The 14,584-nt window shown below is 71.5% G+C and carries 12 protein-coding genes; 7 read left to right on the plus strand and 5 right to left on the minus strand.

All coding sequences use genetic code 11. The annotated features are described in order from the left end of the window. The first annotated feature begins 16 nt into the window (after positions 1-16). A complete protein-coding gene (locus tag FB559_RS30250) occupies positions 17-484 on the plus strand; it encodes a MarR family winged helix-turn-helix transcriptional regulator (protein ID WP_141959968.1) in 468 nt (155 codons plus the stop codon). Positions 485-592: 108 nt separating this feature from the next. Here the strand turns inward: FB559_RS30250 and FB559_RS30255 are convergent, their stop codons facing one another. Further along, the gene (locus FB559_RS30255) at positions 593-1,243 is read right to left on the minus strand and encodes a hypothetical protein (protein WP_141959970.1); all 651 of its coding nucleotides are present in this window, start codon (positions 1,241-1,243) and stop codon (positions 593-595) included. Between the two features lie 278 nt (positions 1,244-1,521). Continuing rightward, entirely contained in the window at positions 1,522-2,379 is an 858-nt protein-coding gene (locus FB559_RS30260; protein WP_141959974.1) for an SGNH hydrolase domain-containing protein, read from the minus strand. A gap of 302 nt (positions 2,380-2,681) precedes the next feature. On the opposite strand from FB559_RS30260, the gene FB559_RS30265 reads away from it, so the two are divergent. The 5 genes from FB559_RS30265 to FB559_RS30285 all read left to right on the plus strand — a co-directional run bounded on the left by FB559_RS30265 (position 2,682) and on the right by FB559_RS30285 (position 7,156). Beyond that, entirely contained in the window at positions 2,682-3,230 is a 549-nt protein-coding gene (locus FB559_RS30265) for an EF-hand domain-containing protein (protein ID WP_185792462.1), read from the plus strand. A gap of 121 nt (positions 3,231-3,351) precedes the next feature. Further along, on the plus strand, positions 3,352-4,773 hold the full coding sequence (locus FB559_RS30270; protein WP_246122198.1) for an aldehyde dehydrogenase family protein: 1,422 nt from the start codon (positions 3,352-3,354) through the stop codon (positions 4,771-4,773). A gap of 19 nt (positions 4,774-4,792) precedes the next feature. Then, a complete protein-coding gene (locus FB559_RS30275; protein ID WP_141959978.1) occupies positions 4,793-5,419 on the plus strand; it encodes a TetR/AcrR family transcriptional regulator in 627 nt (208 codons plus the stop codon). A 44-nt stretch (positions 5,420-5,463) separates the two neighbouring features. Further along, on the plus strand, positions 5,464-6,456 hold the full coding sequence (locus FB559_RS30280) for an NADPH:quinone oxidoreductase family protein (protein ID WP_141959980.1): 993 nt from the start codon (positions 5,464-5,466) through the stop codon (positions 6,454-6,456). A 268-nt stretch (positions 6,457-6,724) separates the two neighbouring features. Beyond that, positions 6,725-7,156: a VOC family protein gene (locus FB559_RS30285; RefSeq protein WP_141959982.1), complete on the plus strand. Its 432-nt coding sequence runs from the start codon at positions 6,725-6,727 to the stop codon at positions 7,154-7,156. 26 nt (positions 7,157-7,182) lie between these two features. On the opposite strand, the gene FB559_RS30290 is transcribed toward FB559_RS30285, so the two are convergent. Genes FB559_RS30290 through FB559_RS30300 form a run of 3 tightly spaced genes read right to left on the minus strand, consistent with a single transcriptional unit; the run spans position 7,183 to position 12,333 of the window. Continuing rightward, positions 7,183-7,956, minus strand: a complete 774-nt coding sequence (locus FB559_RS30290; protein ID WP_141959984.1) for a class II glutamine amidotransferase domain-containing protein — start codon at positions 7,954-7,956, stop codon at positions 7,183-7,185. A 54-nt stretch (positions 7,957-8,010) separates the two neighbouring features. After that, positions 8,011-9,777 (minus strand): N-acetylglutaminylglutamine amidotransferase, encoded by a 1,767-nt coding sequence (locus FB559_RS30295; protein WP_141959986.1) that lies wholly within the window; start codon positions 9,775-9,777, stop codon positions 8,011-8,013. Positions 9,778-9,813: 36 nt separating this feature from the next. Then, positions 9,814-12,333, minus strand: a complete 2,520-nt coding sequence (locus FB559_RS30300; RefSeq protein ID WP_141959988.1) for a carboxylate--amine ligase/circularly permuted type 2 ATP-grasp protein — start codon at positions 12,331-12,333, stop codon at positions 9,814-9,816. Between the two features lie 144 nt (positions 12,334-12,477). On the opposite strand from FB559_RS30300, the gene FB559_RS30305 reads away from it, so the two are divergent. Beyond that, positions 12,478-14,526: a choice-of-anchor P family protein gene (locus FB559_RS30305; RefSeq protein ID WP_141959990.1), complete on the plus strand. Its 2,049-nt coding sequence runs from the start codon at positions 12,478-12,480 to the stop codon at positions 14,524-14,526. Positions 14,527-14,584 lie beyond the last annotated feature (58 nt).

Below are 14,584 nucleotides of genomic sequence, written 5' to 3' on the forward strand. Positions count from 1 at the left end.
GCGATAGCATCCCGGCATGTCCAGCGGAGCACGGGACCGGGGAGACGAGGACGGGCCGAGCCCGGAGCTGACCAGCCGGCTCGGCTATCTCTTCAAGCACGCGCGGCTGCGGCTGTCGGAGCTGACCGGCGCCGCCCTGGAGCCGTACGGAGTGGACGGCAGGGATCTGGCGGTGCTGACCGTGCTGGCCGCCAACGAACAGGCGTCGCAGCTGCAACTCGCCCGGCGGCTCGGCGTCGACCGCACGACGATGGTCGCCCTCCTCGACGGGCTGCAGCGCAGGGGACTGGTCACGCGCCGGGCCCACAGCGAGGACCGGCGGCGCAACGCCGTCGAACTGACCGCGACGGGCCGCGAGGTGTTCGAGCGCGCGACCGAGGCCGGTGACGAGGCCGAACGCCGTTTTCTCGCCCCGCTCACCCAGCGCGACGCGGAGCAGCTGAGACAGGCCCTGCGGCTCCTGATCCGGCCCGAGCACGAGTGAGCCGGCCGGGGATCTCCGGCTCCGGGGCCTCCCGGCCGCCGAGGCGGCCGGGAGGTTCACCGGCGGTTCACGCGGACGCCGGGCGGCCCTCCCGGCCTGATCCTTATGTCAGGTCGCCGCCCACACGATGGGCTTGTCGAAGTAGGGCGTGACCTCGTTGGCCTTGGACGGCCCGCTGTTCCACTGGACCTTCTGGATCGAGCCGCCGCCCGGCATCAGGTAGGCCAGGCAACTGTCATACGACTTCCCGTTCGCGAAGGGCTTCGGCGGCCTGGCGTCGTCGCACCGTGCGAAGGTCCCGAGGAAGATGATGTTGCTCTGCTGCTGGCCGCGGTCGTCGATGGCGTCGATCGTGACGTCCGGGTCGTCGTTGGTCCCCGACGGCGGAGTGCTGCCGAGCGCCTTGATCCGCACCTTCACGTAGTACGGGGTCGAGGTCCGCTCGGCCGACTTCAGCCGCACGTTCTTGAAGTCGGCGATCGTGCCCTTCTCGACGGACCTGACGGTGACCTGGAGCTTGAGCGCCTTGTGTGCGGCCGTGCCGGTGTCGAGCGACGTGGGGACCCATCCCGCGGTCGCCGGCTGCCCGAACTTGAGATGCGTCCCGGGCGGGGTCAGGTGGCCCGCGATCGCGGCCGCCGTCGGCGTAGGCGTGGCGGCGGCGCTCGTGCCGGAGCTCCCCCCGGAGCCGCTTCCCCCACACGCGGCGAGGGCGAGTACGGCGACCCCGATACCCGCCGCGGCACGGCCTGCCCTCATCCGTGACCGTTCGTCCCCTCGCGCGCCGGACGGCGCCTTGCGGCGGCCCGGTCCGGCGCCGGATGGCGGACGGGCGGCGGCGCGCCCTGAACGGTCGGTTCGGTCGGTACGGTCGTCGGCTGTCCCCATCATGTCTGCCCCCGGGTGGTAGCGAATCGGTCGGGCGTTGCACGATGAACGCCGCCGGACGGTTCACCGGATGGATGGCAGGATCCGGCCACGGGTGGCGACGGCCCCGTGGCCCTCGGCGACGGAGCCGCGAGCCACGGCGATGCCGTTCAGGCGGAGGGGCCGCGCAGGGTTCTCAGGCCGTCGACGTCGTTAATGATCTTCTGGCCGGCACGGCGCGCGCCCTCGGGCGTGTAGTGGACGGTGTCGGAGCGCAGCCGTACGCCGCCGACCACCTGCTGGCACGGCGGACCGCCGGGGCAGACCACCGGCGTCAGGTCGACCACCGTGACCCGGTCCGCATGGCGGCGAGCCCACGAGCGGAACAGCACGCGCTGCCGGTCCACGGGGAACGCGGCAGGGTGGCCCGCGGGCGCCCCGGCCCACCAGCTCGGCAGGACGAGGACCAGGTGGGCGTCGCCGAGGCGGGCCAGCAGCCGGTCCCAGCTCTCCAGGATCCTGCGCTGCCATTCGCCGGTGCCCGCGGTGATGGTCCGGCCGTCCTCGGCCTGGATGCCGGACCACTCCATGATGTCGGACCAGACGACGACCTTCGGGCGGTACCGGCTCGTCATCTCGCGCTGCTTCGCCGGCCCCTCCCAGACGCAGTTCTGGTGGCTTCGGAGATAGTCCAGGTTCTGGAACGTGAGCACGACGTCGGTCGGCTGGCAGCCGCCCACGGTCGCGATGACCACGCCCACGTCACGGTGGCGCAGCTCATCGGCCAGCGCGCCGGCGAGCTGGCTGCCGGTCGAATCGCCGATGACGCCGACGTACGGGGCCGCCGGGCTCTGGGGTTCCGCACGCAGCACCCACAGACGCGGAGCCGCGTGTGAGCTCACCGCCGACGGTCCGGCCAGGGTCGCGCCGGGCGGTGAACCCGGCGGCGGCGGGCCGGCACCCACCGGTGCGGCGAGCAGCGGTCCGCCCGGCGTCATCAGGACGAGGACCAGCGCAGCGCCCCACATCACCGTGGCTCACCGATGATCGTTACTGCCGTCACGCAGATCGACAGTAGCGATCGGCGTCGCAACCGATCGGCGGCCGGGCGCAAAGAACGTCTCAACAGATCCGGGGGCCTTCACGGAAAGACCACCGGCACGTGTTGCTCGCCCCGTCCCGCGTTGGACGCCAGGTCCGGCGTACCACCGCGGGGACGTGACGGACCATGTGCCGATTGTGGCCATCCGGCTACGCCCGGTGTTCTTTGCGTCGTGGCCGGGTTATGAACGTTCAGGAGGCCGGTCACCTACGGCTACGGAGGACTCTCATGCCCGTCACCGAATCCCAGGCACATGCGCTCGCGGTGCGTTTCCAGCACTGGGACCGCGACCACAACGGCCACATGGAGTGGTCCGACATGGAGAACGCCGTGCGACGGCTCGGCGAGGCGTTCGGACGGACCGAGGACTCGCGCGAGTGGGGCGCGCTCGCCGAGTCCTGCCGGCGCTACTGGCAGGTCCTCGTCCAGCACGCCGACACCGACCGCGACGGCCGGATCAGCCAGGACGAGTACGTCACCGCCTTCGGTGACGGGGTGATGGCCGACCCCGCCGCCTTCGACGGCGTGTTCCGGTCACTGCTGGAGAACGTCGTCAGGCTCGCCGACGTCGATGGCGACGGACGGCTCGGCAAGGAGGAGTACACCCGTCTGATGGGCAGCTGGTACAACGCCGGCGAGTCCGACGCCGAGGCGTTGTTCGGCCGGCTGGACGCCGACCGCGACGGCTTCCTCACCCTCGACGAGCTGGTGCGGTCCGCGAGCAGCACCTTCGTCGACGACGATCCGGTCCTGACGGAACCGCCTCCGAGCAGGTGATCTGACCTTTCGGACACCATGTCGGACATGCTGTCCGATGTTGGGCTATATTGACTCCCGTTCAAGGGTCATGCGCCGCCGACCTGGCACATGACCGGATCGAATCGGGGGAAACGCCATCGTGTCCAGATTCCTGTTGCCCGGCATTCCGAGCCTGACGATCGACGGTGCGGGGGTCACCGCCGGTCAGAGTTTCGAGGTGACCAATCCCGCCACGGGAGAGCGGTTCGCGAGCGCGCCGGACGCGTCTCCTGCGCAGCTCGACGCGGCCTTCGAGGCCGCCGCGCGTGCGTTCCGTACCTGGCGCACCGACGACGACGCCCGCCGGGCGGCCCTGCACGCGATGGCCGACACGATCGCCGGCGCCACGGGCGAGCTCGCCCCGATCCTCACCGCGGAGCAGGGCAAGCCCCTGCCCTGGTCGGAGTTCGAGGTCCAGGGCGCGGCCGGCTGGCTGCGGTACTACGCGGACCTCGAACGCGGCCGTCAGGTGCTCCGCGACGACGAGACCGCCCTGGTCGAGCTGGTACACGCCCCCATCGGGCCGGTCGCCACGATCGTGCCGTGGAACTTCCCGATCTTCATCGCCGTCGCGAAGGTCGCTGCCGCGCTGCGCGCCGGCAACACCGTCGTGCTCAAGCCGTCGCCGTACACACCGCTGGCGACGCTGAGGCTCGGCGAGCTCGTACGCGACCTGCTGCCCGGAGGCGTGTTCAACGTCATCAGCGGAGGCGACGCGCTCGGGCCCGCGATGTCCGCGCATCCGCTGGCCCGGAAGATCAGCTTCACCGGCTCCATCGCGACCGGGAAGAAGGTCGCGTCGGCGGCCGCCGACGACCTCAAGCGGCTCACCCTGGAGCTCGGCGGCAACGACCCGGCGATCGTGCTCGACGACGCGGACCCGGGCGTTGTCGCCGAGCAGCTCTTCGCCACCGCCTTCAACAACAACGGCCAGGCGTGTGTGGCGCCCAAACGCGTCTACGTCGCCGAGGCTCTGCGCCCCGCTCTCGTGGAGGCGCTCGCCGAGCACGCGCGCGCCGCCAAGGTCGGCGACGGCGCGGACGCCGGCACCGACCTCGGGCCGCTCAACAACGCCGCCCAGCGCGACCGTGTCCGCGAGCTCGTCGACGGCGCCGTGGCCGGCGGCGCCACCGCGGTGACCGGCGGCAGGGCGCCGGAGGGCCCGGGTTACTTCTACGAGCCGACGATCCTCACCGACGTCTCCGACGGAGCGCGGATCGTCGACGAGGAGCAGTTCGGCCCGGCTCTGCCAGTGATCGCCTACCGCGACGTCGAGGACGCGCTGGACCGCGCGAACGGGACGATGTTCGGCCTCGGGGCGTCGGTCTGGAGCGCCGACGCCGACCGGGCCGCGGCCGTCGCCGAGCAGATCGACGCGGGGATGACCTGGATCAACACCCACACCGCGATCGCGTTCGACCAGCCGTTCGCCGGGGCGAAGTGGAGCGGCATCGGCGTCGAGGCGGGCGAGCTCGGTCTCGACGCCTACACCGACGTACGCGTCCTCCACCGGGCCAAGTAGGCACTCCTAGGATCCGGTCATGCCTTCGATCACCAGACGCCCCCAGGGCCCCGACCACCGCGCCGCCGTCGAGGCCGCCGTGCTGGCCGCCACCGAGCGGCTGCTCGCCGGCGGCGCGCGCTTCACCGAGCTCGGCGTCAAGCAGATCGCCGACGAGGCGGGCATCGCGCGGTCAACGTTCTACCTGCACTTTCGCGACAAGACGGATCTGATGGTCCGCCTGGCTCGCGACACGCGGCGGGAGATCTTCGAGGTCGGGGAGAACTGGCTGCCGACCAACGGTGGTCTGGAGGCGCTCATCGACGGGTTCACGGCCATCATCGCCATCTACCGCGAGCGTGTCGCCGTGGTGGCCGCGATCCACGAGACCATCGCCTACGACCCGGTCGTCCGTGAGTTCTGGGACGGCGGGCTCACCGGCTTCATCGAGCGCATGCGCACGACGCTGGTGGAGGAGCAGTGCGCCGGGCGGGTGGCGGCGGACATGGACCCCGACACGGCGGCGCGGGTCATGTCCTGGAGCGGAGAGTCGGTCATCGCCCGCCACGTGACGGTCCGCGACGCGGCCGACGACGCGAAGCTGGCCCGTGAGCTGGCCATGCAGCGCTGGTACGGGGTGTACGCGCGTACGGCCGAGGCGCCGTAGCGCCGAGTTGTACAGAGATACCGAACCGACAGGGGGATACACCCATGTACGAAGGACGATCCTGGCAGGCGGCCGAGTTCGGCGCGCCCAAGGACGTGATGCGTGTCGTGGAGGCCGCGTGGTCCGAACCACGCGAAGGGCAGGTGCTGGTCCGCGTACGCGCGGCGGGCGTCGGGTACGCCGACGTGCTGCAGGTCCTCGGCCACTACCCGGGCGTGACCCCGCCGGTGGTGCCGGGCCTGGAGGTCTCCGGCGAGGTCGTCGCGGTCCCGGCGGGCTCGGGGTTCGCGGTCGGTGGCCGGGTCATGGGGATCACACCCGCCGCGATGGCCGAGCCGTACGGCGGCTACTCCGACTACGCGTACGTGCGCGAGGAAAGGACGCTCCCGATCCCGGCGGCGCTCTCCTTCGAGGAGGCGGCCGGGTTCGTGATCCCGTTCCGTACCGCCCACCAGGCGCTCGCGGAACGCATCCGGATGGAGCCAGGCGAGGTCCTGGCGATCCTCGGCGCGGGCGGGGCCGTGGGCAGCGCCGCGATCCAGCTCGGCAAGGCGCTCGGCGCCACGGTCATCGCGATCGCGGGCGGCGAGGAGAAGCTGAAGTTCTGCGTGGCCGCCGGTGCCGACCACGGCGTGAACCACCGCGAACAGGACGTCGCGGCGGAACTGAAGCGGCTCACCGGCGGTGCCGGCGTGGACGTGCTCCTCGACCCGGTCGGCGGCGAGCTGGCGACCCGGACCCTGCAGGGCGTCGGATTCGGGGGACGCGTGCTCGTGGCCGGCTTCGCCAGCGGTTCGTTCCTCACCGTCGACGCCGCCGACCTGCTGATGCGCAACTACTCGGTCGTCGGCGTGTACGGCGGCGGAACCGCACCCGAGCAGGACGCCGCCGCCCACCGGAGGCTCATCGGCCTGGTCGAGGAGGGCGCCATCCGTACCCCCGTCGGCACGGTCAGCGAGTTCGGCGAGGTGCCGGACGTACTCAGCAGCCTCACCTCGGGCGGCCCGGCGGGCAAGCACATCATCCGCGTCTCCTGACACCTCCCCGGTGCGGCGTGGCGGGGGCACGTCGCACCGGGGGCCGAAGCCGTCGCGCACGGCCTAACCGCCAAAGTTCATTTGACAGGTTACATCGGATCGCGCTTGAATTCTAACCATCTAGAATTGCTAAGAGGGTTAGGTGTCGGGTCGCGGGACACCGCGATCGGCTGCGAGCGAGGGAGCGGGCGATGGGGCGGATGCACATGCGGTTCGGCGGGGAGTGGCCGGTCGACGGTACGACGCACCGAGATCTCTACGCGCGCTGATGGACTACCGCATCGAGGTCATCACCCTGCCCGTCGGCGACGTCGACCGGGCTAAGCGGTTCTATACCGAGCAAGCGGGCTTCACGCTCGATGTCGACTACCACCCGAACAGCGAATTCCGCGTCGTCCAGGTCACGCCGCCGGGATCGTCCTGTTCGGTGCAGTTCGGTATCGGGCTCACCACCGCGATGCCGGCCTCGGCCCGCGCCATCTACCTCGTGGTGGACGACATCGAGGCCGCGAGCCGCGAGCTGACCGCGCGCGGGCTCGCGGTCGGCCCGCTCCGGCACAAGACCTCCGTCGGCGACTGGCAGGGGGACCACGCGCCCGGAGCCGATCCCCGGCGGCGGGACTACGCGAGCTTCGTCGACTTCGCCGACCCGGACGGCAACACCTGGATCGTCCAGGAGCGCGGCTTCGACGTCACTTGAACGAGGGGTGCCACGAGAACCACGGCTCAGGCGGCGGGGTCGCCGGCGAGGGGGTTGTCGGACAGTGTCACCGCGTCCCCTTGCAGCGGGCGGACGTCGACGCCGAGTGCGTCCGCGACGACGACGTGGCGGTCCGGTACGGGGATCCAGCCGGGGTCGTCGTCGTGCGGCTCGCTGGCCACCAGTACGCCGTCCTCCTCCGCCCGGTAGCAGAGCGTCTCGGCCCATGTCGTCGCCACGATCCGGGTGCCGTCGGTGGCGAGCAGGTTCAGGCAGGCGCCCGGGTCGAGTGCGGCCAGTTCGTGCAGGAGCCCGGTCACGGCGGACTCCAGCGACAGGCCGCGGTCGAGGCGCTGCCACAGCAGCGTGGCGAGCAGCGCCGCGTCGCACGTCGACTCCGGCACGTATCCCGGCTCCAGCAGATGTGTGGTCTTCTCCCGGCTGACGTGGCCGTTCAGGCTGAGCAGGCAGCCGCCGTTGGTGAAGGGCGCGGTGGCGGCCTCCTCGATCGGCATGCCGGGGCTCGCGCCGCGGACCGCGCCGAGCACGCAGGACGCCGAGATCTGCGCGGCGAGCGCGGCGAACCCCTCATCGGCCTCGAACGGCACCGCCCGACGGTAGGACATCGCGGGAACCGGCTCACCGGGCGGGAACCAGCCGGCCCCGAACCCGTCACGGTTGACGAGGTCGATGTTCTGCCAGCGCGGCCTGGCGGCCTGGCGCGGCAGCCCGTACGAGGGTTCGAGGATGAGTTCGGCCAGGGTCCGTGGCCTGCCCAGCCAGGCGAAGTGACGGCACATCTACGTGGGTTCCCCTTTCGCTGATTACGTTGGCCAAGAGGGTGTCTGACACCCTTATGCTCCGTGCGCCTGGAGCCAGAGCTCCAGCAGCGCCAGTTGCCACAGCGCACTGGCGCCCAGAGTCGTCCGGTGCTCGTCGGGCGCGGCCAGCAGCTCGTCGACGTGGTCCTGCCGGAACAGCCCACGTGACTTCGCCGCCGGGTCGTGCAGCGCCTCGCGCACCAATTCAAGATAGGGACCGGACAAGTGACGGATCGCGGGCACCGGGAAGTACCCCTTGGTCCGGTCGATCACTTCGTCGGGCACCATGCCCCGCGCGGCGTCCTTCAACACGCCCTTGCCGTCGGCGGCGAGCTTGAGTTCGGGCGGGCAGGACGCGGCCAGCTCGACCAGCTCGTGGTCGAGGAAGGGGGTGCGTGCCTCCAGGCCCCAGGCCATCGTCATGTTGTCGACGCGTTTGACCGGGTCGTCGACCAGCATGACGGTGGTGTCGAGCCGCAGGGCTGCGTCGAGCGCGGTATCCGCGCCCGGCGCGCCGAGATGCGTGCGCGCGAAGTCGCCGCTGACGTCGTTCTCCAGCAGGTACGCCGGGCTGAGCACGCCGGCCAGTGCGGAGTGCGGCCGGTCGAAGAACACCTTGGCGTAGGCATCGGTGACACCGGCCCGCGGGACGCCGGCGAGCGGCGGATACCAGTCATATCCGGCGAAGACCTCGTCCGCCCCCTGACCGGACTGCACGACCTTGACGTGGCGTGCGACCTCCTGGGACAGCAGGTAGAACGCGACGGCGTCGTGGCTGACCATCGGCTCGCTCATCGCCGTGACCGCGCCCGTGAGCGCGGGCAGCAGCCGTGAGTCCTCGATCCGGATCTGGTGATGGTCGGTGCCGAACCGCTCGGCGACCAGGTCGGAGTAGGCGAACTCGTCGCCCGACTCGCCGCCCGCCGAGGCGAACCCGATGCTGAACGTTTTCAGGTCCCGCTGCCCGGCCTCGGCCAGCAGCGCCACGATGAAGCTGGAGTCCAGTCCGCCGGACAGCAGCACGCCGACGGGCACGTCGGCGACCATCCGCCGGTCCACCGCGGTCCGCAACGCCGCGAGCACCGCGTCGCTCCAGTCGTCGCGGCTCAGGTCCCGGGTGAACGAGGGCCGCCAGTAGACCAGGTCCTCGGCGCTGCCGTCCGGCCGGATGGTGCGCACCGTGGCGGGAGGGAGCTTCTGCACCGAGGTGAAGATCGTGCGCGGCGGCGGCACCACCGAGTGGAAGGTCATGTAGTGGTGGAGCGCCGCCAGGTCGATGTCGGTGGAGATGCCGCCGCCGGCCAGCAGCGCGGGCAGGGTGGAGGCGAACCTCAGCCGCCGCGCGTCCCGCGTGACGTACAGGGGCTTGATGCCCAGGCGGTCACGGCCGAGGACGACCAGCCCGGAGTCGCGCTCGACGATGGCGAAGGCGAACATCCCCATGAAGCGGCCGACGCACTCGGCACCCCATCGGTGGTAGGCCTTGAGCAGGACCTCGGTGTCAGAGGTGGAGAAGAACCGGTAGCCCTCGGCTCGCAGCTCCTCGCGCAGGTCCTTGTAGTTGTAGAGACAGCCGTTGAAGACCGCGGTCAGGCCCAGGTCGCTGTCCGTCATCGGCTGGGCGGCACGGTCCGACAGGTCGATGATCTTCAGGCGCCGGTGGCCGAGCGCCACCGGGCCCTGGGACCACAGGCCGCTGCCGTCCGGGCCGCGGGGCTCCATCGCCCGGGTCATCGCCGCCACGGCGGTGACGTCGGCGACGTCACCGTCCAGCCGGATCTCTCCGCTCAGTCCGCACATCGGCGCATCCCCATTTACCGTCCTCTTCGCGAAGTGTCACTGCATCAGCCAAGTGTCCTTGGATCCGCCTCCCTGCGAGGAGTTGACGATGCGGCTGCCGGCCGGCGCCACACGGGTCAGTGCCATGGGTACCACCACCGGGTCGTCTCCGGCGCAGACGAATACTCGCAGGTCGACCGCTCTCGGTTCCAACCCGCCCTTCACGAACGTCGGATGGGTCGACAGGCGCACGGTCTCCTGTGCCACCCAGCGATCGGGGTCGGCCTCGATCAGGCCGCGGACCTCGGCGAGCTCACGGGGCGAGGCGTCCGGGCCGATGACCACGCCCTGGCCGCCGTACCCGTCCACCGGCTTGGCCACGAGCTCCTCCAGCCGGTCGAGCACCTCGGCGCGCTGGCCGGAGTCACGGCAGAGGTAGGTCGGCACGTTCGGCAGCAGCGGCCGCTCGCCGAGGTAGTACTCCACGAGCCGGGGCACGTACGCGTACAGGGACTTGTCGTCGGCGACCCCGTTGCCGGGGGCGTTGGCGAGCCGGAGCGTCCCGCGTTCGAGGGCGTCCAGCAGGCCGGGGCCCAGCGGGCGGCCGTCCGCCCCCTCGGCGCCGAACAGCTCGTCCTCGTCGATGCGCCGGTAGAGCACGCACAACCGGTCGCCGCCGGTGGTCCGCACGCCGTCGCCGTCCACGACCAGCTCGCCGGGCCGGACCAGGGGGATGTCCATCTCGTCGGCGAGCAGCCGGTGCTCGAAGAACGCCGAGTCCTCGGGACCGAGGGTGATGAGGGCCGCGTCGGACGAGGCGGCGGTCAGCGCCGCCTTCAGCATGGACACCGCCCGGGCGGGTGAGGGCGTGTGCGCGGCCAGTACCAGCTCGGGCAGCACCCGGCCGGCGAGCCAGCGGTTGGCCATCGCGTACCCGATGCCGGAGGGTACCCGCAGGTTGTCCTCGAGCACGGTCCAGCGGCCGGCTCCGTCGCTGACCAGGTCGATGCCTGCCACGGCGCAGCGTACGACGCCGTGCGGCACCCGGTATCCGGCCTGGTGCAGGCCGGGGGAGTCGTCGATCGTCCAGGCGGGGACGATGCCGTCACGTACCGCCGAACGCTCCCCGTAGGCGTCCTGCAGGAACGCCTCCAGGGCGCGCACCCGCTGCGTCAGCCCGGTCCGCAGGAACTCCCAGTCCTCCGCGGTGACCACCCGGGGCACCAGGTCGAACGGGAACAGCCGGTCCTCCTCGCCCTCGAGGTGGAACGTCATGCCCAGCCCGCGCTGGACCTCGTCGCGCCGCCGCTCGCGGTCGCGCAGCCCGTCGGCGCCGATCCGGTCCAGCGCGGTCAGCACCATGCCGTAGGGCCCGCGGGCGCTGCCGTCGAAGACGATCGCCTCGTCGCACGACGCGTCGTAACCGGCCAGCATCTCGGTCACCGCACGGCGTGCCGGACCGGCGCCCGGCACCCAGTCGGTGTTGGCACGGGTCTCGGCGACCAGCAGGTCAACGACCTCCGCCAGGCCGCCGCGCGCGAACGCCTCGCGCTGGCGGGCGGCCGAGCTGCCACGCGCCAGCGCGGCCTCGGTCAGCTCCGTGACCAGCTCCCAGTCGCCGGCGGCCTCCAGCCGGGGACGCTGCCGCTCCAGAAGCCTGCGCAGCAACTGCCGGGCCGGCACCGGGGTGCCGTCGGCGGGGTCGACGAGCTCGCCCTCCAGACCGGAACGCGCGGCCCGCCACGTCGCGGCCCGTACGACCTCGGTACGGGTCGCGGACGCGGGGCGCCCGGCGGTCACGGCGTCGATCTCCTCGACGACGATCGCGCGGAACAGGCCGGCCAGCAGGACGACGTCCTCCAGGCGCGGGCAGGCGTCGGCGATCCGCAGCTCCAGTGTGGGCAGGTGCGCGGACGGCCGGACATCGAAATAGATCATGCCGGGATCGGTGATCGCGCCGGAGCTCACGAGGTCGGCGACCATCGCGTCGTACTCGGCGGCGGACCCGAACGCGCCGAGCGGTCCGGTGGTGGGCCAGCGCGACCACAGCAGCGTGCGGTAGCTGGCGTACCCGGTGTCAGTGCCCAGCCAGAACGGTGAGCTGGCCGACAGCGCGAGGAGCGCCGGCAGCCAGGGCGACACCCGGTGTGCCACGGCCACCGCGAGGTCGCGGTCGCCGACGTCGACGTGCACCTGGGCGCCGCAGATGAGCTGTTCGCGCGCGAGCAGCTGGTACTCGTCCAGCATGTTCTCGTAGCGCGGGTCGGGTGTGACCTTGAGCGACTCGAGGTCCGCGACGGGCACGGTGCCGGCCGCCACGATGCCCATGCCGAGCCCCTCGGCCGCCGCCACGACACCGCGGCGCAGCGCCGCGAGGTCCTCGGCCAGGTCGATGAGCCGGACGTACGGGCGGCTGTTGGTCTCCACCACCGACCGCTGCAACTCCGCGCCGAAGCGCTCCTGCGGGAGCTGTGCGAGCAGGCTGTCGGCCCTCGGGATGAGCCGGCGATCCTCCAGGTCGACGGTGTGGAACTCTTCCTCGACACCGATCGCCACGAGCTCGGTCCGTTGTGCCATTGGCAGAGAGTACGTCGGACGTGTTACGGACGTATGTCACAAAATGCGTACATCCGCGTGTCAGGGTGACCCGGCGCGGATCCTCAAGTGGGTGGCACGGATCGTCAATGACCGCGGTCCGTCTCCGTACCAACACTGAGAGGCATGCGATCTTTACTCTCCAGACACAGGACGCGCGCCGGCGTCTACGCCGCCGCCACGGTGGCGATGACGCTCACCCTCGGCTCCCTGGGCACCGCCCACGCCGCCTCCACGTCCGACACCACGGTCTCGTACCGGGGACACCGGTTCACCGTGCCCAGCACGTGGAAGGTCATCGACCTGGCCAAGTCCCCCACGACGTGTGTCCGGTTCGACCGGCACGCGGTCTACCTCGGTACTCCCGGCACTCAGCAGAACTGCCCGTCCAGGGCCCGGGGCCGCACCGAGGCCCTGCTGGTCCAGCCGGCCGCGCCCACGGGCCGGGCGGCCCGCGTCGCGCGTAACGGCACCTCGCGGACGTACCAGGCCACCACGGACGGCATCGCGGTCACCGCGACGTACGGCGCCGACCGGGCACGGATCGAGAAGGTCCTGCGCAGCGACGCCCTTCCGGTCGACGCGGCCTCCGCGCAGCGGCAGCCGGCCGCACCCGCCGCGGTTCCCGCCGACGCGACCTCCTTCCAGGGCAAGGGCTTCGACGCCTGCGCCGCGCCGAGCACCGGGCAGATGAACGCCTGGAAGGGCCCCTCGCCGTACGGGGCCGTCGGCGTCTACATCGGCGGCGTGAACCGCAGCTGCGACCAGCCGAACCTGAACGCCGCCTGGGTCACGGCCCAGTACGGCAACGGCTGGCGCTTCTTCCCCCTGTACGTGGGCCTGCAGGTGCAGCGGACCGACAGCTGCGGCAGCTGCGAGCTGATCACGGACCCCGCGCCGCAGGGCGCGGATGCGGCCAGGGACGTGGCCGACCAGGCGGCCGCGCTCGGCTTCGCCAAGGGGTCGGTGCTCTACTTCGACATGGAGTCCTATGACCGCGGCGGCTCCAACACCACCCGGTCGATGACCTTCCTGGACGCCTGGAGCGACACCCTGCACCAGCTGGGCTACCGATCCGGTGTCTACGGTCAGGTGTCCGGCGTCATCCTCGACCTCGTGGACGCGGCCGGCGGCGGCCGGTACACCATGCCGGACGTCATCGACTTCGCGCACTGGGACGGCGACGGCGGGACCGGCGACTCGCAGATCCCGGCGAACCTGTGGCCCGACCACCAGCGGATCAAGCAGTACCAGGGTGGTCACAACGAGACGTACGGCGGCGCGACCATCAACGTCGACAGCGACACGCTCGACGTGGGCGCGGGCGGCACCACACCGCCGGCGAAGAAGGACACCAAGCTCGCGTACGCCGGTCCCGCCACGGTGGCGAACGGTGCGGCGGCCAAGCCGTCGGCCAAGCTCACCGACGCGGACGGCAAGGCCGTCGCCGGCCGCCCGGTCACGTTCACGCTGGGCTCGGGGGCCTCAGCGCAGACGTGCAAGGGCACCACGGACGCCCAGGGGCAGGCGGGCTGCACGATCGACCCGGTCAGGCAGCCGCTCACCGGCGACGCCACCGTGCCGGTGAAGGCGGAGTTCGCCGGCGACGACGCGTACAACGCGTCGAACGTCACCGCCACGGTCAAGCTGACCTACGTCACCGGCCGCGCCTACGGGCTGTCGGCGACCGCACCACTGGTCTCCGTCAAGCCCACGCCCGACACCGGCGAGGTGCGTACGGCCGACACCACCACGGTGGCGCCCGCGTGCACGCAGAACATCAGCACGCTCCTGCTGTCGGCCAAGGCCCTGTGCGCGAAGGTCGCCGCGGGCCCGGGCACCGTGACGTCCACCGCGAACCTGCAGGAGGCGTCCATCGGGCTGGTCGGCCTGCCGGTGATCGGCCTGTCCGGCGTCAAGGCGAGCTCGACCAGCACGTGCACGGCGCAGACGGGTGACGTCGACATGGGCCTCACGGTCGCCGGGGTCCCGGTCACCCTTGGTGACACGCCGAACCTCAACGTCGACCTGGGCGTCCTCGGCACCAAGCTCGTCGTCGACGAGCAGACCAGGAACGCCGACGGTGGCCTGACCGTCAACGCGGCGCACCTGACCGCGCCCGGCATCGACATCGTGGTCGCGTCCAGCACCAGCGCGACCCACAACTGTTCCTGAAACCCACCATCTGACGGCGGGCGGAGCCACCAGGACGGCTCCGCCCGCCGTCCACGCC

It is taken from the genome of Actinoallomurus bryophytorum, assembly GCF_006716425.1.
GTDB classification, from domain to species: domain Bacteria; phylum Actinomycetota; class Actinomycetes; order Streptosporangiales; family Streptosporangiaceae; genus Actinoallomurus; species Actinoallomurus bryophytorum.